The following is a 15,434-nucleotide window of genomic DNA, read 5'->3' as shown; positions in this document are numbered from 1 at the left end:
TTTCGCAACGCTGTTGCCAAAGTGCAAGCGGTGGGGAGAATGGGGGGTGTGAGCAGTGCAAAGGGAATCAGTGGGGCGGCCGCGGGCGTGAATCTGCCGGTGCTGCGCAGCCACAACACCGCGCTCGTGCTGGACCTGCTGCGGACCGCCGGGCCCGAGGGGATCAGCCGCCTGGAGGTGGCCGAGCGGATAGGGCTGACCCCGCAGGCCGTCAGCAAGATCACCGCGCGGCTGCGGGCGGAGGGGCTTGCCGCGGAGGCGGGACGGCGGGCGTCCACGGGCGGCAAGCCGCGGACCGTACTGCGACTGGTGCCCGAGGCCGGGCATGCGGTGGGCGTCCATCTGGACCGGGACGCGCTGCGGGCGGTGCTGGTGGATCTGACGGGGGCGGTGGTGGCGGAGCGGGGCGCCTCGCTGGATCTGGGGGCCGGGAAGACGGCGGTCGTCGAGGGCGTGGTGCGGGAGGTGTCGGCGCTGGTGGAGGAGCGCGGGACCCTGCTGGGTGTCGGGGTCGGGCTGCCGGGGCCGCTGGATCATGCGAAGGGGGTCCTGCACCGGGTCACCGGGTTCCCCGAGTGGGACGGCTTCCCGCTGCGGGAGGCGTTGGAGCGGGGGCTGGGGGTGCCCGTGGTGGTCGACAAGGACACCAACGCCGCCGCCCTCGGCCTCGCGGTCGGTGGAGCGGGTGAGTCCTTCGCCTATCTGCACTTCGGGGCGGGGCTGGGCGGCGGTCTGGTGCTCGGGGGAGTCGTGCACCGGGGTGCTCGCACCGGCGCGGGGGAGTTCGGCCATCAGGTCGTCCAGCTCGACGGCCCGGTCTGCGAGTGCGGCAACCGGGGCTGCGTGGAGGCGCTGTGCCTGGCCGCGGTCGGGCGCGGGGACTTCGAGGAGGCGGCCCGGGTGCTCGGCACGGGCGCCGCGAACCTGGTCGCGCTGCTCGACATCGACGTGGTGCTGCTGGGCGGCCGCACGGTAGCGGCCCGTCCGGAGGGTTTCGTACGAGGGACTGCGGCCGTCCTTGAGGAACGCGGCTGGAGAGTCGGCGAGGAGCCCGTCCCGGTGCGCGTCGCTCCGGGCGGCGGGCGGGAGGTCGCGGAGGGGGCGGCGCAGTTGCTGCTGGCGCCGTTGTTCGGGCGGGGGGAGGGGTGAAGAGCCCCTCGGGTCTGCCCGACCGGTCCTAGGGTGACCCCATGTCCGTACCCCCGGTGAGGGCCTTCTACGACGACCTGGCCGCCGACTACCACCTGATCTTCCCGGACTGGGACGCGAGCGTGGCACGCCAAGGTGCCGTACTGGACGAGCTGCTGACGCACCGTCTCGGATCCGGGCCGCACACCGTCCTGGACTGTTCCTGCGGGATCGGCACCCAGGCGATCGGGCTGGCCCGGCAAGGGCACCGCGTCGTCGGCAGCGACCTCAGCCCCCGCGCCGCCGCACGTGCCGCGGCCGAGGCCGCCGCCCGGAGTCTCCGGCTCCCGGTCGCCGCCGCGGACATGCGCCGACTGCCGTTCGCGCCCGGTGTCTTCGACGCCGTACTCTGCGCCGACAACTCCCTCCCGCACCTGCTGACCGCGCCGGACGTCACGGCCGCCCTCCACGGCATGCGCCGCGTCCTGCGCGACGGCGGACTGCTGACGCTCACCGTCCGGGACTACGACGAGGCCCGCCGCGCGCGGCCGACGGCCACGCCTCCCCAGGTCACCGAGACCCCGCAGGGCAAGGTGATCAGCTTCCAGCTCTGGCACTGGCACGAGGACGGCGAGCGCTACGACCTGGAGCACTTCCAGCTCCTCCCCGCCGCCGACACCTGGACGGTCCGGCGCCGACGGGCCACCTACTGGGCGCTGACCCGCGCACAGCTGACCCGGCTGGTGACCGAGGCGGGCTTCACCGAGGTCACCTGGGAGTCCACCGGGTACTACCAGCCCGTGCTCACCGCACGCCGGTAGACAGGCGGGGCCGATCGGGTGGAAACGCCGCCGCCCTTGGAGTGGCGCACCTCCGTCGGCCGATTCGTCCGGCATGGTCATGTGTTCATGCGACTGTTCCTGTCCGCGTCCCTGTTCCTCCCCCTCGCCCTGGTCTCCGTGCCGGGGGTCGCGCATGCCGTCGGACCGGAGAGCGGCTGTGTTGCCTCCGACGGACGTTCCTTTCCGCTCAGCACCCGGATCCATGGCGGTCCCAGCTCCTACGAGGCCGGTGGCGGATATGGGACCTGGTATCTGGAGCTCACCAACAACACCGGCGCGACCTGCGAGAACGTTCACCCCGTCGTCGTCCTCGTCGACGATCGGCGGGTGCTGAGGTCCTCCCAGCCCCGGCTGGAGTTCTACACGGGCGCCCAGACCCGACCCGTCCGGTTCGAGACCACCGACCAGGACGAGCTCGTCGGGGCCTTCGACGGGTTCCCCGGGTTCACCGTCGGCCCCCAGAAGACCGTCACCGTGAAGGTGCGGCTCGCCGTCACCTCCGATGCCGCGCCCAATCGCGTCACCGCCAACGCCGCCGTCGTACAGCGCCACGACGACGACGGGGACTGGGTGGGGCAGTCCAACGACTACCGGTTCGGCATCGACTCCGAGCCGGAGGCCACTACCGGCACCGCGGACCCCGACCCCGGCAGATCCACCGCCCCCCGCCTCCCCTTCGCGGAGGAGCTGGCCCGTACCGGCACCTCCGCCGCGGCCATCGCCGCCACCCTTGCCGCGCTGCTCACCGGGGGCGGCGCGCTGCTGCTCCTGCGGAGGCGCCGCTGAGCCCACCAGGCACGTCTGCGACGATCCCTGCGTGGACTACCCGAACGACCAGGCCCCCGGCGCCCCCGTCCGCTCCGGCATCCCAGAGCACGGACGCATCCCGAAGTACTACGCGGTGAAGGCGCGCATCGACCGCCTCGTGGCGGAACTCCCCGAGGGCAGCGCCATCCCCACCGAACGCGATCTCGCCGAGGAGTACGACGTCGCCCGCGAGACCGTACGGCAGGCGCTGCGCGAGCTGGTGCTGGAGGGCAAGCTGCGCCGGCAGGGCCGCGGGACCGTCGTCGCCGGGCCCAAGCTGGAACAGCCGCTGTCCCTCGCCAGCTACACCGAGGGCGTACGGCGGCAGGGGCGCACCCCCGGCCGTACCCTCGTCACCCTCGACCGCTTCCCCTGCCCGGACGCCCTCGCCGCCGAGACCGGCCTGACCCGCGGTGAAGCGGTCTGGCACCTGGAGCGCGTCCTGCTCGCCGACGAGGAGCGGGTCGGCCTGGAGAGCACGTATGTCGCCGTGAGCCGCGTGCCCCGCCTGGACACCGACTTCGATCCCGACTCCTCCTTCTACGCCTACCTGCACTCCCAGGACATCGCCTTCGGTGACGCCGACGAGCGCATCGAGACCGTGCTCGCCACCCCGCGCGAGGCCCTCCTCATCGGCACCCCGCCGGCCCTGCCGATGCTGCTCATCCACCGCGTTTCGCGGGATACGTCCGGACAGCCGCTGGAGCGCGTACGGACCCTCTACCGCGGCGACCGCTTCTCCTTCAGTGCCCATCTGCGCGGCTGAAAACCGACGCTCTGACCTCTCTCTGAGTATCACGAAAAGATAACGGGTCTAGCCCAAACGTGATGGCTCGTTCACGCTCCCGTTGGTAGCCGGACCTTTCCGGTTCCCCGAGTCCGAGGAGCGTTGCCGTCGTGAGAGTGATAGTCGTCGGAGCCGGCGTGGTGGGCACCATGCACGCCTGGCAAGCAGTGGAACGCGGCCACGAGGTCGTACAGATCGAGCGCGAGACGGAGGCTCGCGGCGCCTCGCTGCGCAATTTCGGCCAGATCTGGGTCAGTGGTCGCGCGGCGGGCGAGGAGCTGGAGACCGCCCTGCGGGCGCGGGAGCTGTGGGAGGAGATCGGCGCCCGGGTGCCGAAGCTGGGCTTCCGGGCCAACGGCTCCCTCACCCCCGTACGCGGCGCTCTCGAACTCGCCGTCGCCGAGGCCGCCGTAGCCCGTGAGGACGCTGCCGCGCGCGGTCACAAGCTGCTCACCCCGGCCGAGGCGCGGGCCCTCAACCCTGCCCTGCGCGGTGAGTTCAGCGCCGCGCTGTACTGCGAGCGGGACGCGGCGGTGGAGCCGCGCACGGCTCAACTCGCCCTGCGGGAAGAGCTGTTGAAGTCCCCGAACTACACCTTCCGGCCCGGCCGGGAGGTCCGTGAGGTCATCGGCTCCAGCGCCGTCCGCGACGACCACGGTGACGTCCACAGCGGTGACGTGGTCGTGCTGTGCACCGGCGCCTGGCTCGGCGGGCTCGTCCGCGAGCTGGCGGGGCCCGAGCTGCCCGTGCGCCGCGTCCGCCTCCAGATGATGCAGACCGAACCGCTGGGCGAACCGCTCACCACCTCGGTCGCCGATGCCGACAGCTTCCGCTACTACCCGGCCTACCGCAGCGGCGCCCTGGACGACCTCAACTCCGGGCAGCCGCAGGCCGAGACGGCCGCGCGGCACAAGATGCAACTGCTCATGGTCCAGCGCGCCGACGGCGGACTGACCATCGGCGACACCCACGAGTACGAGCACCCCTTCGCCTTCGACACCCTCGAAGACCCCTACGACCACCTCACCGAGGTCGTCGAGTCACTGCTCGGCCGTCCGCTGCCGAAGATCCGGCGCCGCTGGGCCGGGGTGTACGCGCAGTGCACCGACCCTTCCCGGGTCGTGCACCGGCAGCGGGTGCGCGACGGGGTGTGGCTGGTCACCGGGCCCGGCGGGCGCGGTATGACCTGCTCGCCCGCGATAGCCGAGACCACCGCGAACGAACTGGGCTGGTGATCCCCATGACCGACACGACCTCCGACATCCGACTCGTCGTCCTCGACATGGCCGGCACCACCGTCGCCGACGGCGGCCTGGTCGAGGAGGCCTTCGCGGCGGCCGCCCGCCACCTCGGCGCCGAGCCCGCCTCGATGCTGGACTACGTCCGCGCCACCATGGGCGAGTCCAAGATCTCCGTCTTCCGGCAGCTGTTCGGCGAGGAGGCGAAGGCCCAGCAGGCCAACAAGGCCTTCGAGGAGGCGTACGCCCAACTCGTCGACGGCGGCCGGGTCGCGGCCCTGCCCGGGGCGCGCGAGGCCATCGAGGAGCTCAAGTCCCAGGGCCGTACGGTCGTATTGACCACCGGCTTCGCCCGCACCACCCAGGACGCGATCCTGGCCGCGCTCGGCTGGCAGGACCTGGTCCCGCTGACGCTGTGCCCGGCCGACGCCGGGGGCCGCGGACGGCCGTACCCGGACATGGTCCTCACCGCCTTCCTCCGTACGGCCGCGGCGGACAGCGTCCGGCAGATCGCGGTCGTCGGCGACACGTCCTACGACATGCTCAGCGGCGTCCGCTCGGGGGCGGGCGTGGTCGCCGGCGTGCTGACGGGGGCGCATGACGCGGTGGCGCTGGGGTCGGCAGGGGCGACCCATGTGCTGAAGTCCGTCGCGCAGTTGCCGGGAGTGCTCGCATGAGCAGCGGTATCCGCTTCGACGGCGTCACCGTCGCCTACGACGGCAATGTCGTCCTCGACGCCCTCGACCTCACCGTCGCCCCCGGCGAGGTGATGGCGCTGCTCGGGCCGTCCGGATCCGGCAAGACCACCGCGCTGCGGGCGGTCGCCGGGTTCGTACGGCCCGCCGCCGGGCGGGTGTTCCTCGGTGACCGCGATGTCACCGGGCTGCCCCCGCACCGGCGGGGCATCGGGATGGTCGTCCAGCAGTACGCGCTCTTCCCGCACATGCGGGTCGAGGACAACGTGGCCTTCGGGCTGAAGGCGCGCAAGGTGGCTCGGGTCGAGATCCGGCAACGGGTTGCCGAGGCACTGGAGATGACCGGCATGGCGGCCTACGCCCGCCGCTATCCGCGTGAGCTCTCCGGCGGCCAGCAGCAGCGTGTCGCCATCGCGCGGGCGCTCGCCATCCGGCCGGAGGTGCTGCTGCTGGACGAGCCGCTCTCCGCCCTCGACGCCCGCCTCCGCTCCGGCATGCTCGCCGAACTCGCGCGACTGCACCGGGAGTTGCCGGACGTCTCGATCCTGTACGTCACCCACGACCAGGTCGAGGCGCTGACCCTGGCCGACCGGATCGCGGTGATGGACCGGGCGCGGTTGCAGGCCTGCGGCACCCCGAGGGAGCTGTACCGGGCCCCGGCGAACGAGTTCACCGCGTCCTTCGTCGGCAACGCGAACCTGCTGCCGGTGACCGTCGCTTCGAGCGGGGTGTCCTTCGGCGGCACCGAGCTCAAGGTCGACACCGGCGAGGCGGCGCGGGGCGCGAGCGCCACGCTGTGCGTACGGCCGCATCTGGTCGGGCTCGGCTCCGGACCCAATCAACTCGCGGGCACCGTACGGGAGATCCAGTGGCGCGGCGCCACCCATCGGCTCTACGTCGACGTGGGCGGCCACCAGGTCATGGCGGACGTACGCGAGCTGAAGGACCCACCGGCGCACGGGGGCGCCGTAACCCTGCACTTCGCACCGGAGGACGCGGTGCTGCTGCCGATCGGAGTCACCCCATGACCCGAAGGTTGCTGTGGGCCGCTCCCCCCGTCGCTCTGCTCGCCCTCTTCTTCCTCTACCCGCTCGCCCTCGTCGTCCAGCAGTCCGTCCAGCCCGACACCGGCGGCACCTCCCTCGAGCCGTACGCCGATGTCTTCGCCTCCGAGGCCTTCCGCGAGGCCCTGTGGACCACCGTCTGGCTGGCGCTCGCCGCCACCGCCGGATGCCTGGTGCTCGGGTTTGTGCTGGCGCTGGTCATCGCCTTCGTGCCGTTCCCGGGGGCGCGCGCGGTGTCCCGGTTCATCGATGTCTTCCTCTCCTTCCCGTCCTTCCTGATCACGCTCGCCCTGCTGTTCATCTACGGCACGGTCGGCATGGCCAACGGGCTGTGGACGGACGTCACCGGGGCCGCCGAGGGGCCGTTCCAGTTCCTCACCACGCCCTGGGGCGTGCTGCTCGCCGAGATCACGTACTTCACGCCGTTCGTGATGCGGCCGCTGCTCGCGGCCTTCGCCCAGCTCGACACCGCGCAGTTGGAGGCGGCCAGTTCGCTGGGCGCGCGGGCGCCGAGGATCATCCGGCGGATCATCCTGCCCGAGGCGCTGCCCGCCCTCGCGGCCGGCGGCAGCCTGGTCCTGGTGCTCTGCCTCAACGAGTTCGGCATCGTGCTCTTCACCGGCGCCAAGGGCGTCACGACCCTGCCGACCCTCGTCTACAGCAAGGCGATCCTGGAGTCCGACTACCCGGGCGCCTGTGTCGTCGCCGTCGTCAACGTCCTGATCTCCGTGGGCCTGTACGGCCTGTACCGGGTGGTGAGCCGTCGTGCTGGTGCATAGCCGCGGGGCCAAGTGGGCCGTATGGGCCCTGTTCCTCCTGCTGTTCCTGCCGCTGTTCGCGCTGCCGCTGCTGGTGGTCCTCGGCGCCTCCTTCGCCACCAACTGGTCGAGTGTGCTGCCGTCCGGCTTCACCACCGAGCACTACTCGGCCGCCACCCGCGGCGAGGCCCTCGAGGCGCTCACCACCAGCCTGGTCACGGCGGCCACCGCGAGCCTGCTCGCCCTCGCCGCCGGAACCTGGGCCGCCCTCACCGCGGACGCCCTCGGCAGGCGCGGGCGGCGGGTGCTCGACGCGCTGTTCGTGCTGCCGCTCGCGGTGCCCTCCGTGGTCGTGGGCCTCGCGGTGCTGGTCGCCTTCTCACAGCCGCCGATGCTGCTCAACGGCACCCGGTGGATCGTGATCGTCGCGCACACCGTGCTGGTCACGGCGTTCGCCCATCAGTCGGTGTCGGCCGCGCTGACCCGGCTGGACCCCGCGTACGAACAGGCGGCCGCGTCGCTGGGCGCCCGCCCCTCCTATGTCCTGTGGCGGGTCAAGCTCCCCCTCCTGCTGCCTTCCCTGTCCGCCGCCGCGGGCCTCTGCTTCGCCCTGTCCATGGGCGAGTTGAGCGCCACGATGATGCTCTATCCGCCCGACTGGACCCCGCTTCCGGTCCTGATCTACGCGGCCACCGACCGCGGTGCCCTGTTCACCGGGTCCGCGATCGCCGTGGTCCTGATGACGGCGACGCTGCTCGTCCTGTTCGCCGTGTCCCGCGTCCGCACCCAAGCCTCGTACCGCTGACCGACATTCCCCTTCCCCTGTTTGGAGTTCACCTCGCCATGCCCAGAAACCGCATCACGCTCGCCGTAGCGCTCGCGCTGGTCGCCACCCCGATGCTGGCCGCCTGTGGTGGCAGCTCCGCCGCCTCCGACGAGAAGGTCGTCACCGTCTACAGCGCGGACGGCCTCAAGGGGGAGAACGGCGACGGCTGGTACGACCAGATCTTCAAGGACTTCGAGAAGGAGACCGGGATCAAGGTCGAGTACGTCGAGGGCGGCTCCGGTGAGATGGTGCAGCGCGCCGTCCGCGAGAAGAGCAACCCGCAGGCCGATGTCCTCGTCACGCTGCCTCCGTTCATTCAGCAGGCCGGTGGCAAGGGGCTGCTGCAGAAGTACGTTCCCGCCGGCGCCGACCAGGTGAGCGGGGCCGACAAGTCCACCGACGGGACGTGGACCTCCGTCGTCAACAACTACTTCGGGTTCATCTACAACAAGAAGGAGCTGGCGGCGGCGCCTGTGACGTGGGAGGAGCTGCTGGACTCCAAGTACAAGAACAAGCTGCAGTACTCGACGCCGGGTGTGGCCGGTGACGGTACGGCCGTACTCATCAAGGCGATACACGACTTCGGCGGTGAGGAGGCGGCGCTGGAGTACCTCGGCGAGCTGCAGTCCAACAACGTCGGTCCGTCCGCCTCCACCGGCAAGCTCGCGCCGAAGGTTGACAAGGGGGAGCTGCTCGTCGCCAACGGTGATGTGCAGATGAACTACGCCCAGTCCAAGGACATGCCGAACCTCGGGATCTGGTTCCCGGCGAAGGAGGGCGGCAAGCCGACGACGTTCGCGCTGCCGTACGCGGCCGGTCTGGTGACGGATGCTCCGCATTCGGAGAACGGCAAGAAGCTTCTTGACTACATGCTCAGTCAGAAGGCACAGCAGCAGGTCAGCGAGATCGGCGGCGGCTTCACCGCCCGCCAGGACGTCAAGGCGGTCGACGCCGACGCGATCGCCCTGACGAACCTCATCAAGGACGTGGAGATCTTCGAGCCGGACTGGGACGCGATCGAAAAGAACCTGACGAAGCACGTGGACAACTGGAAGTCGGCGACGGGCAGCTGAGTTTCTCGCCCCCGCCGCCCCTACCCATTCCCGTCCCCTGGGGGCTGCCGCCCCCAGACCCCCGCTTCGGCCTGAACGGCCTCGTCCTCAAACGCCGGACGGGCTGAGATTGCCGAACCGGCGCTGAAAACCCGCGCAGCTCCGGCCGCCGCGCAGCGGCACCCCGCAAGCGCGGGCAAGCGAAACCCACCCCCACGGCAACCCCGACCTCGGTCACCTGGCACCAACGGCACCCACACCCCCGTCACCTCCGGAGGATCACGTGACGTCACACCCCACCCGCCGCACCGTGCTCGCCACCACCGCAGCCACCACCGCCGCCCTCGCGCTCGGGGCGTCGCCCACGGCCCACGCCGTGCCCACGCTCCCCAACGGCACCAGCAAGGACAAGGTGCTCGTCATCGGTATGGACGGACTCCGGTACGACCGGATCGCCGCCGCCAACGCCCCGCACCTCAAGGCGATGATGAGCGAGGGCACCTTCGGGACCTCACTCCTCTACGCCAACCCCATGGCCGCCACCTCCTCGGGCCCCGGCTGGTCCACCATCTCCACCGGCGTCTGGCCCGACAAGCACGGAGTCAAGGACAACACCTTCGCGGGGAAGAAGTACGGCCAGTACCCCGGCTTCCTCGCCCGCCTCGCCCAGGTCCGCCCAGAGCTGTCCACCTACGCCGCCGTCGACTGGAAGCCCCTCGACACCCAGGGCACCGTCACCCCCGGCGCCGACGCCAAGCTCGTCCTCGACGGGGACGCCGACGGATACACCGGGCACGACGCCACCATCGCCTCCGAAGCCGAGGCGATCATCCACGACCAGAACCCGGACGTCCTCTTCGTCTACTTCGGCCAGTCCGACATCGTCGGCCACAACTCCGGCGCCGGCAGCCAGGCCTACCTCAACCAGATCGCCGTACAGGACACGTTCGTCGGCAGACTCCGCGCCGCGATCAAGGCCCGCCCCGGCTACGCCACCGAGCGCTGGACCGTCATCGTCACCACCGACCACGGCCACCTGGACGCCGGCGGCCACGGCGGCTCGGCCGTCGAGGAGCGCCGTACCTTCGTCCTCGCCACCGGCCCCGGTATCGCCGCCGGCGCCCGCCCCATCGACACCCGGCTTGTGGACGTCGTACCCACCGTCTTCAAACAGCTCGGCGTGGCCGTGGATCCGGCCTGGGGGCTGGACGGCAAGCCCATCCAGGAGCGGTCCGCCGACCCCTTCGACGCGCTCACGCTGTCCAGCCGTACCGACGAGACCGGCATCCCGGCGACCGTCCTCGGCTACACCCACACCCCGCCCAGCGGCTGGTCGATCATCAACAACGCCATGGGCACCGGCGGTATGACCGAGTGGCGCGGCTGGTCCTTCGCCACCGACGAGTTCTGGTCCCGCACCCAGCGCGACCAGTCCCGCGAGCTCAACGTCCGCGCCCGCGGAGTCTTCGCCGTCGCCGACTCCGACGAGTGGGCCGACAAGACCTTCTCCGGCAACTACGACACCACCCTGGTGACGCCCGCCTACGACGTCACCGGAAAGAGCGCCGTCCGGCTCGACTTCGTCACCTTCTACCGTCAGGAAGGCTCCCAGACCGCCCAGATCCTCGCCTCCTTCAACGGCGGCACCCCCACCGTCGTCAAGAGCTACACCTCCGATGTCATCTCCCAGCCGCAGTCCGTCTCCGTGCCGGTCCCGGCCGGTGCCTCCAGCGTGAGCTTCCGTTTCCGCTACACCGGGTCCAACAACTGGTACTGGGTGATCGACGGGGTCAAGGTCAGCACTTCCTGATTACGCTGGGGGCGTCGGTACGCCGTGGTTCCGGCGCCCTCAGCTCATCCCGTACGTACGCCAGGAGTCCCGCACATGCCAGACCGCAAGCCCATCGAGTCATGGCTCACCGACATGGACGGAGTGCTGATCCACGAGGGCGTACCGATCCCCGGCGCCGACGCCTTCCTGAAGAGGCTGCGTGAGTCCGGGAAGCCCTTCCTGGTGCTCACCAACAACTCCATCTACACCCCGCGCGACCTGCACGCCCGGCTGCGCCGCATGGGCCTTGAGGTGCCGATCGAGTCCATCTGGACCTCGGCGCTGGCCACCGCCCAGTTCCTGGACGACCAGCGGCCCGGCGGCTCGGCGTATGTCATCGGCGAGGCGGGCCTCACCACGGCACTGCACGACATCGGCTACATCCTCACCGACCACGAGCCGGACTACGTCGTCCTCGGCGAGACCCGTACGTACTCCTTCGAGGCCATGACCAAGGCGGTCCGGCTGATCAACGACGGCGCCCGTTTCATCTGCACCAACCCCGACGAGACCGGCCCCTCCACCGAGGGCCCGCTTCCCGCGACCGGCGCGGTGGCCGCCCTGATCACCAAGGCGACCGGCAAGCAGCCCTACTTCGCGGGCAAGCCGAACCCCCTGATGATGCGCACCGGTCTGAACGCCATCGGCGCCCACTCCGAGACCAGCGCCATGATCGGCGACCGGATGGACACCGACGTACTGGCCGGCATGGAGGCCGGGATGCAGACCTTCCTGGTGCTCACCGGGCTGACCCGGCCCGAGCAGGTGGAGGACTTCCCGTACCGGCCCTCCAAGGTCGTCGACTCCATCGCGGACCTGGTCGACCGGATCTGAAACCCGGCCGTACCCGAATTCGACCCATTCGGAGCAGTCGGGCCCCGCTGCGGATGCGGGGCCCGGCACCCAGGAGGAGCCTCACAGGTATCTGGAGGTTCACGATGGGCTCACTGAAAGTCACTCTCTGTGCAGGTGTCGCGGTGGTGGCCGCGGTGCTCACCCCGGCGGCATACGCGGCGGACGGGGGAGGTGGCATCTCGGTGAACCCCGCCTCGCCCGCCCCTGGCGCCGAGGTCGCGCTGCGGGTCACGGGCTGCGCCGAACGGACGGCGAGCGCCGTCTCGGCGGCGTTCGTCACCGACGTCAAGCTGACCGTCACCGGCGAGGAGGGCACCCTCGTCGGCGAGAGCCGCATCCGGTCCTCCCTGGAGATCGGTTCCTACGACGTCACGGTCACCTGCGGTGACACCGAGCGGACGGTCGCGCTCCCGGTCGGGAAGACCCCGTCGACGCCTGCCTCGCCGGTCGCCCCTGTGAAGGCGGGCGGCGGCGGCGCGGCGGCCCACATCGCAGCCGACAACGACGCCCGTACGACCGGCCCCGGCATCGCACAGACGGTCACGGGCCTCGTCCTCGCCTCAGTCGCGGCCACCGCCGTGGCGCTCAGAAGCGCCCGCCGGAGCCGCAGGACGGACTGACCATGTCCGGCTCCAGCCGTTCCCCCCTCTCCGGCCGTCTGCTGACGGGCATGGCCTGGGCCGTGCTGCTGCTCGGGCTGTGGCTGTGGGGGCGGGACGTCACCGACGTACGTCATGGCATATCCGCGCCCACCACCGGCGACATGGCGGCGGTCGGCCGCCCGCCCGATGTCGAACTGCCGCCGCCCGCAGGCCCGTTGGACGAGGCGCAACCCCAGCGCATAGACATACCCGGCCTCGGCGTCCAGGCCCCCGTGGTGGCCCGCGGTCTCGACCCCCAGGGCGCCGTCGACCCGCCGCCCTTCGACCAGCCCGGCGTCGTCGGCTGGTACGCCGCCGGCGCGGCACCCGGCGCGGCCGGGACGGCGCTGATGGTGGGTCATGTGGACACCGAGACCCGGCCCGCCGTCTTCTACAAGATCAGCGCGCTCAAGCCCGGCGAGACGGTCCGGGTCATCCGGGACGACGGCCGGGTCGCCGAGTTCACCGTCGACGACGTCCAGGTCGTCACCCGCGACCGCTTCGACGCCCGCCAGGCCTACGGCCCCCGCGAGCCCGGCCGCGCCGAACTGCGGCTCATCACCTGCGGCGGCACCTTCGACCGGGCGAGCCGCAGCTACACGGCGAACGTCGTGGTGTCGGCGTATCTCACGGGCACCGGTCTGTGAGGGCCACCCGGCCCGGTCGACGACCCGCTCCCCGTGAAGCCGCCGACCGGGCTGGTCCTCAACCGCGCGCGCTCGGGCTGCGGGAGTAACCCGACGGCAGGCGCGGGAGGCTTTGGTGTCATCGTGGAGGGGAGGCGACAGGCCGGGGGCTGGGGCCGTCCGATACGACTCTAGAGCGGAAGCGGGCCGTGGCCTAGAGCCCTGCCGGTGCTGAGGCCAAGGCTGGTGGCGCTGTGTGATCCGCGCTGGTGATACGGGGTTCTATGAGTGGCCGCTGGATGAATCCCCGGCCTCGCCGCGCAACTCCGTATCGTCCGCGACCCGGTCGATGACGGCCTGCGCCACCCGGTCGAGGGGCAGTCGGCGTCGGCGCGCGTACTGCCGTAGCGCCACGAAGGCGTGGTCCGCGCCGGTGCCCCAGCGCTCGGCGAGCATGCCCTTGGCCTGCTCGATGCGGACCCTGCTGGACAGGGCTTCCTGCAACTGGCCCGCCAGCGTGCGGTACCGGGCGTAGGCGCGATGGTTCTGCAGCCCCACTGCCGCCGCGTCGGCCAGCGCCTGCGCCAGCCGCAACTCCCCGTCGCCGCCCGCCGCCGAGTGGTCCGGCAGCGTCGGTACGAACACATTGAGCGCGCCGAGCAGCGTCTCCCGGCGGCGCAGCGGCACCGCAAAGGTCGCCGCGACCCCGTGGTGCAGCGCCCGCTCGGTGAACACCGGCCAGCGCGCACCCGCGTGCGCCGCGCTGATGGAGACCGGCGGCACCGGCTTCCCGGTGCCGTAACTGTCCAGGCAGGGGCCGCCGTCGGACTGGGCCCGGAGCAGATCCAGCGCGAGCTCTCGCTGCCGGCTGCTCCCGGCCAGCGAGACGGTACGGCCTCCGTCGATCAGCATGAACCCGGCCGCCCGCGCGGCCAGCAGCTCCACGCAATGATCGGAGACCCGCTGTAAGTAGTCGGTGGCTTCGAATCCGTCGGTGAGGGTGTCCGCCGCCTCCACGAGCGCCGCGGCCAGCCGAGTCTCCCGGGTGGTGTAGTGCATGCCCACTTCCCTTCCCCTGTCGGCCTCCCCGCTCAGCGGCGCACCTACCCTCGCCCTTGAGGGTGTAACAGCTCTCAGACAAGGCCCGGCCGATCTCGTGTGCCCCAGGACGCGTATGTCAGGATTGAGGCTTGGAACGGTGCACCCAAGGGGGAGTTGGATGTACGGCAGTAGGGGGGCCCGGAGGGGGGCGTCCGCGATGGTGCTGGGGGCTGCACTGCTGATCGCGGGATGCTCTTCCGACGACGGGGGTGACGAGCCGGAGAACGCGGCCGGCATCACCCAACAGCCCAAGGAGGTCGACCCGTTCTGGGTCAACCCGGAAGGCAACGCGGCCCAGCAGGTCGCCGACTACGAGAAGGCGGGCAAGGACACCGACGCCGAGCAGATCCGCAAGATCGCCGAGCAGCCGACCGGCGAGTGGATCGGTCCGGAGAACCCGGAGGACGAGGCCCGCGGTTTCACCGAGGCCGCCGACAAGGCGGGCCGCACGGCCCTGCTGGTCCTCTACAACATCCCGCACCGCGACTGCGGCCAGTACTCACAGGGCGGCGCCGCCGACGGCAACGCCTACCGCGACTGGATCGACGGTGTCGCCAAGGGCATCGGCGACCGCTCGGCCACGATCATCCTCGAACCGGACGCGGTCCTGCACCTGGTGGACGGCTGCACCCCGGACGAGTTCCACGAGGAGCGCTACGACCTCCTCAACGGCGCCGTGGAGAAGCTCAAGTCCCTGAAGAACACCAAGGTCTACGTGGACGCGGGCAACGTCGGCTGGGGTGACCCCGACCAGATCTTCGAGCCCCTGCAACGGGCGGGCATCGATCAGGCGGACGGCTTCTCGGTCAACGTCTCGAACTTCTACCGGACCGAGGACTCCATCCAGTACGGCAAGAACCTGTCGGCCAAGGTGGGCAACAAGCCCTTCGTCATCGACACCAGCCGCAACGGCAACGGCCCCTACGAGGAGGGCAACCCGGACGAACGCTGGTGCAACCCGCCGGGCCGAGCCCTGGGAGAAACACCGACTACAAAGACGGCGGACCCGCTGGTGGACGCCTATGTCTGGGTCAAGCGCCCAGGAGAGTCGGACGGCGAGTGCAAGGGCGGCCCGAAGGCGGGTGACTGGTGGGCGGAGTACGCCCTCGGTCTGGCCAAGGCCTCCAAGTGAATGTCCCGCGCCCCGAGAGGGGCGCGGGACATCGCTTTAGCGGGACATCGC

General features: G+C 71.0%; 16 protein-coding genes. 15 read left to right on the top strand and 1 reads right to left on the bottom strand.

Going from position 1 to position 15,434, the window contains the following annotated elements; genetic code table 11:
• The first annotated feature begins 39 nt into the window (after positions 1 to 39).
• From OHT76_RS16805 to OHT76_RS16740, 14 genes are all read left to right on the top strand, one after another.
• Entirely contained in the window at positions 40 to 1,149 is a 1,110-nt protein-coding gene (locus OHT76_RS16805) for an ROK family transcriptional regulator (protein ID WP_328871649.1), read from the top strand.
• 41 nt (positions 1,150 to 1,190) lie between these two features.
• Positions 1,191 to 1,949, top strand: a complete 759-nt coding sequence (locus OHT76_RS16800) for a class I SAM-dependent methyltransferase (protein ID WP_328871648.1) — start codon at positions 1,191 to 1,193, stop codon at positions 1,947 to 1,949.
• A gap of 87 nt (positions 1,950 to 2,036) precedes the next feature.
• A complete protein-coding gene (locus OHT76_RS16795; RefSeq protein WP_328871647.1) occupies positions 2,037 to 2,756 on the top strand; it encodes an LPXTG cell wall anchor domain-containing protein in 720 nt (239 codons plus the stop codon).
• A 31-nt stretch (positions 2,757 to 2,787) separates the two neighbouring features.
• Positions 2,788 to 3,543, top strand: coding sequence for a GntR family transcriptional regulator (locus tag OHT76_RS16790; protein ID WP_328871646.1), 756 nt, complete (start codon positions 2,788 to 2,790; stop codon positions 3,541 to 3,543).
• 131 nt (positions 3,544 to 3,674) lie between these two features.
• The gene (locus OHT76_RS16785; protein ID WP_328871645.1) at positions 3,675 to 4,799 is read left to right on the top strand and encodes a TIGR03364 family FAD-dependent oxidoreductase; all 1,125 of its coding nucleotides are present in this window, start codon (positions 3,675 to 3,677) and stop codon (positions 4,797 to 4,799) included.
• A gap of 5 nt (positions 4,800 to 4,804) precedes the next feature.
• Positions 4,805 to 5,479, top strand: a complete 675-nt coding sequence (locus tag OHT76_RS16780) for a phosphonatase-like hydrolase (protein ID WP_328871644.1) — start codon at positions 4,805 to 4,807, stop codon at positions 5,477 to 5,479.
• Positions 5,476 to 6,525, top strand: a complete 1,050-nt coding sequence (locus OHT76_RS16775; protein WP_328871643.1) for an ABC transporter ATP-binding protein — start codon at positions 5,476 to 5,478, stop codon at positions 6,523 to 6,525. The genes OHT76_RS16780 and OHT76_RS16775 overlap by 4 nt, the downstream gene beginning before the upstream one ends.
• On the top strand, positions 6,522 to 7,340 hold the full coding sequence (locus OHT76_RS16770; RefSeq protein WP_328871642.1) for a 2-aminoethylphosphonate ABC transporter permease subunit: 819 nt from the start codon (positions 6,522 to 6,524) through the stop codon (positions 7,338 to 7,340). The genes OHT76_RS16775 and OHT76_RS16770 overlap by 4 nt, the downstream gene beginning before the upstream one ends.
• Positions 7,327 to 8,124 carry an ABC transporter permease gene (locus OHT76_RS16765; protein WP_328871641.1) on the top strand — a complete coding sequence of 266 codons (798 nt, stop codon included), beginning with the start codon at positions 7,327 to 7,329 and terminating at the stop codon, positions 8,122 to 8,124. Before OHT76_RS16770 ends, OHT76_RS16765 begins: the two co-directional genes overlap by 14 nt.
• A gap of 38 nt (positions 8,125 to 8,162) precedes the next feature.
• The gene (locus OHT76_RS16760) at positions 8,163 to 9,218 is read left to right on the top strand and encodes a 2-aminoethylphosphonate ABC transporter substrate-binding protein (protein ID WP_328871640.1); all 1,056 of its coding nucleotides are present in this window, start codon (positions 8,163 to 8,165) and stop codon (positions 9,216 to 9,218) included.
• 262 nt (positions 9,219 to 9,480) lie between these two features.
• Positions 9,481 to 11,007 (top strand): alkaline phosphatase family protein, encoded by a 1,527-nt coding sequence (locus OHT76_RS16755; RefSeq protein ID WP_328871639.1) that lies wholly within the window; start codon positions 9,481 to 9,483, stop codon positions 11,005 to 11,007.
• Between the two features lie 75 nt (positions 11,008 to 11,082).
• Positions 11,083 to 11,862: an HAD-IIA family hydrolase gene (locus OHT76_RS16750; RefSeq protein ID WP_328871638.1), complete on the top strand. Its 780-nt coding sequence runs from the start codon at positions 11,083 to 11,085 to the stop codon at positions 11,860 to 11,862.
• 104 nt (positions 11,863 to 11,966) lie between these two features.
• Positions 11,967 to 12,503 (top strand): hypothetical protein, encoded by a 537-nt coding sequence (locus OHT76_RS16745; RefSeq protein WP_328871637.1) that lies wholly within the window; start codon positions 11,967 to 11,969, stop codon positions 12,501 to 12,503.
• Positions 12,504 to 12,505: 2 nt separating this feature from the next.
• Positions 12,506 to 13,171, top strand: a complete 666-nt coding sequence (locus tag OHT76_RS16740) for a class F sortase (RefSeq protein ID WP_328871636.1) — start codon at positions 12,506 to 12,508, stop codon at positions 13,169 to 13,171.
• Positions 13,172 to 13,432: 261 nt separating this feature from the next.
• On the opposite strand, the gene OHT76_RS16735 is transcribed toward OHT76_RS16740, so the two are convergent.
• On the bottom strand, positions 13,433 to 14,209 hold the full coding sequence (locus OHT76_RS16735; protein ID WP_328871635.1) for a GAF and ANTAR domain-containing protein: 777 nt from the start codon (positions 14,207 to 14,209) through the stop codon (positions 13,433 to 13,435).
• 160 nt (positions 14,210 to 14,369) lie between these two features.
• Here OHT76_RS16735 and OHT76_RS16730 point away from each other — a divergent pair, with 160 nt between their 5' ends.
• Entirely contained in the window at positions 14,370 to 15,383 is a 1,014-nt protein-coding gene (locus OHT76_RS16730) for a glycoside hydrolase family 6 protein (protein WP_328871634.1), read from the top strand.
• Positions 15,384 to 15,434 lie beyond the last annotated feature (51 nt).

The sequence above is a fragment of the Streptomyces sp. NBC_00287 genome, assembly GCF_036173105.1.
Lineage (GTDB): Bacteria > Actinomycetota > Actinomycetes > Streptomycetales > Streptomycetaceae > Streptomyces.
This window is presented reverse-complemented; position numbering and strand designations above follow the sequence as displayed.

What these genes read in the sequence shown, in the direction of transcription:
- OHT76_RS16805 (WP_328871649.1), top strand. Translation starts at nt 40, where the DNA reads ATGGGGGGTGTGAGCAGTGCAAAGGGAATCAGTGGGGCGGCCGCGGGC.
- OHT76_RS16800 (WP_328871648.1), top strand. Translation starts at nt 1,191, where the DNA reads ATGTCCGTACCCCCGGTGAGGGCCTTCTACGACGACCTGGCCGCCGAC.
- OHT76_RS16795 (WP_328871647.1), top strand. Translation starts at nt 2,037, where the DNA reads ATGCGACTGTTCCTGTCCGCGTCCCTGTTCCTCCCCCTCGCCCTGGTC.
- OHT76_RS16780 (WP_328871644.1), top strand. Translation starts at nt 4,805, where the DNA reads ATGACCGACACGACCTCCGACATCCGACTCGTCGTCCTCGACATGGCC.
- OHT76_RS16775 (WP_328871643.1), top strand. Translation starts at nt 5,476, where the DNA reads ATGAGCAGCGGTATCCGCTTCGACGGCGTCACCGTCGCCTACGACGGC.
- OHT76_RS16770 (WP_328871642.1), top strand. Translation starts at nt 6,522, where the DNA reads ATGACCCGAAGGTTGCTGTGGGCCGCTCCCCCCGTCGCTCTGCTCGCC.
- OHT76_RS16760 (WP_328871640.1), top strand. Translation starts at nt 8,163, where the DNA reads ATGCCCAGAAACCGCATCACGCTCGCCGTAGCGCTCGCGCTGGTCGCC.
- OHT76_RS16750 (WP_328871638.1), top strand. Translation starts at nt 11,083, where the DNA reads ATGCCAGACCGCAAGCCCATCGAGTCATGGCTCACCGACATGGACGGA.
- OHT76_RS16745 (WP_328871637.1), top strand. Translation starts at nt 11,967, where the DNA reads ATGGGCTCACTGAAAGTCACTCTCTGTGCAGGTGTCGCGGTGGTGGCC.
- OHT76_RS16740 (WP_328871636.1), top strand. Translation starts at nt 12,506, where the DNA reads ATGTCCGGCTCCAGCCGTTCCCCCCTCTCCGGCCGTCTGCTGACGGGC.
- OHT76_RS16735 (WP_328871635.1), bottom strand. Translation starts at nt 14,209, where the DNA reads ATGCACTACACCACCCGGGAGACTCGGCTGGCCGCGGCGCTCGTGGAG.
- OHT76_RS16730 (WP_328871634.1), top strand. Translation starts at nt 14,370, where the DNA reads ATGTACGGCAGTAGGGGGGCCCGGAGGGGGGCGTCCGCGATGGTGCTG.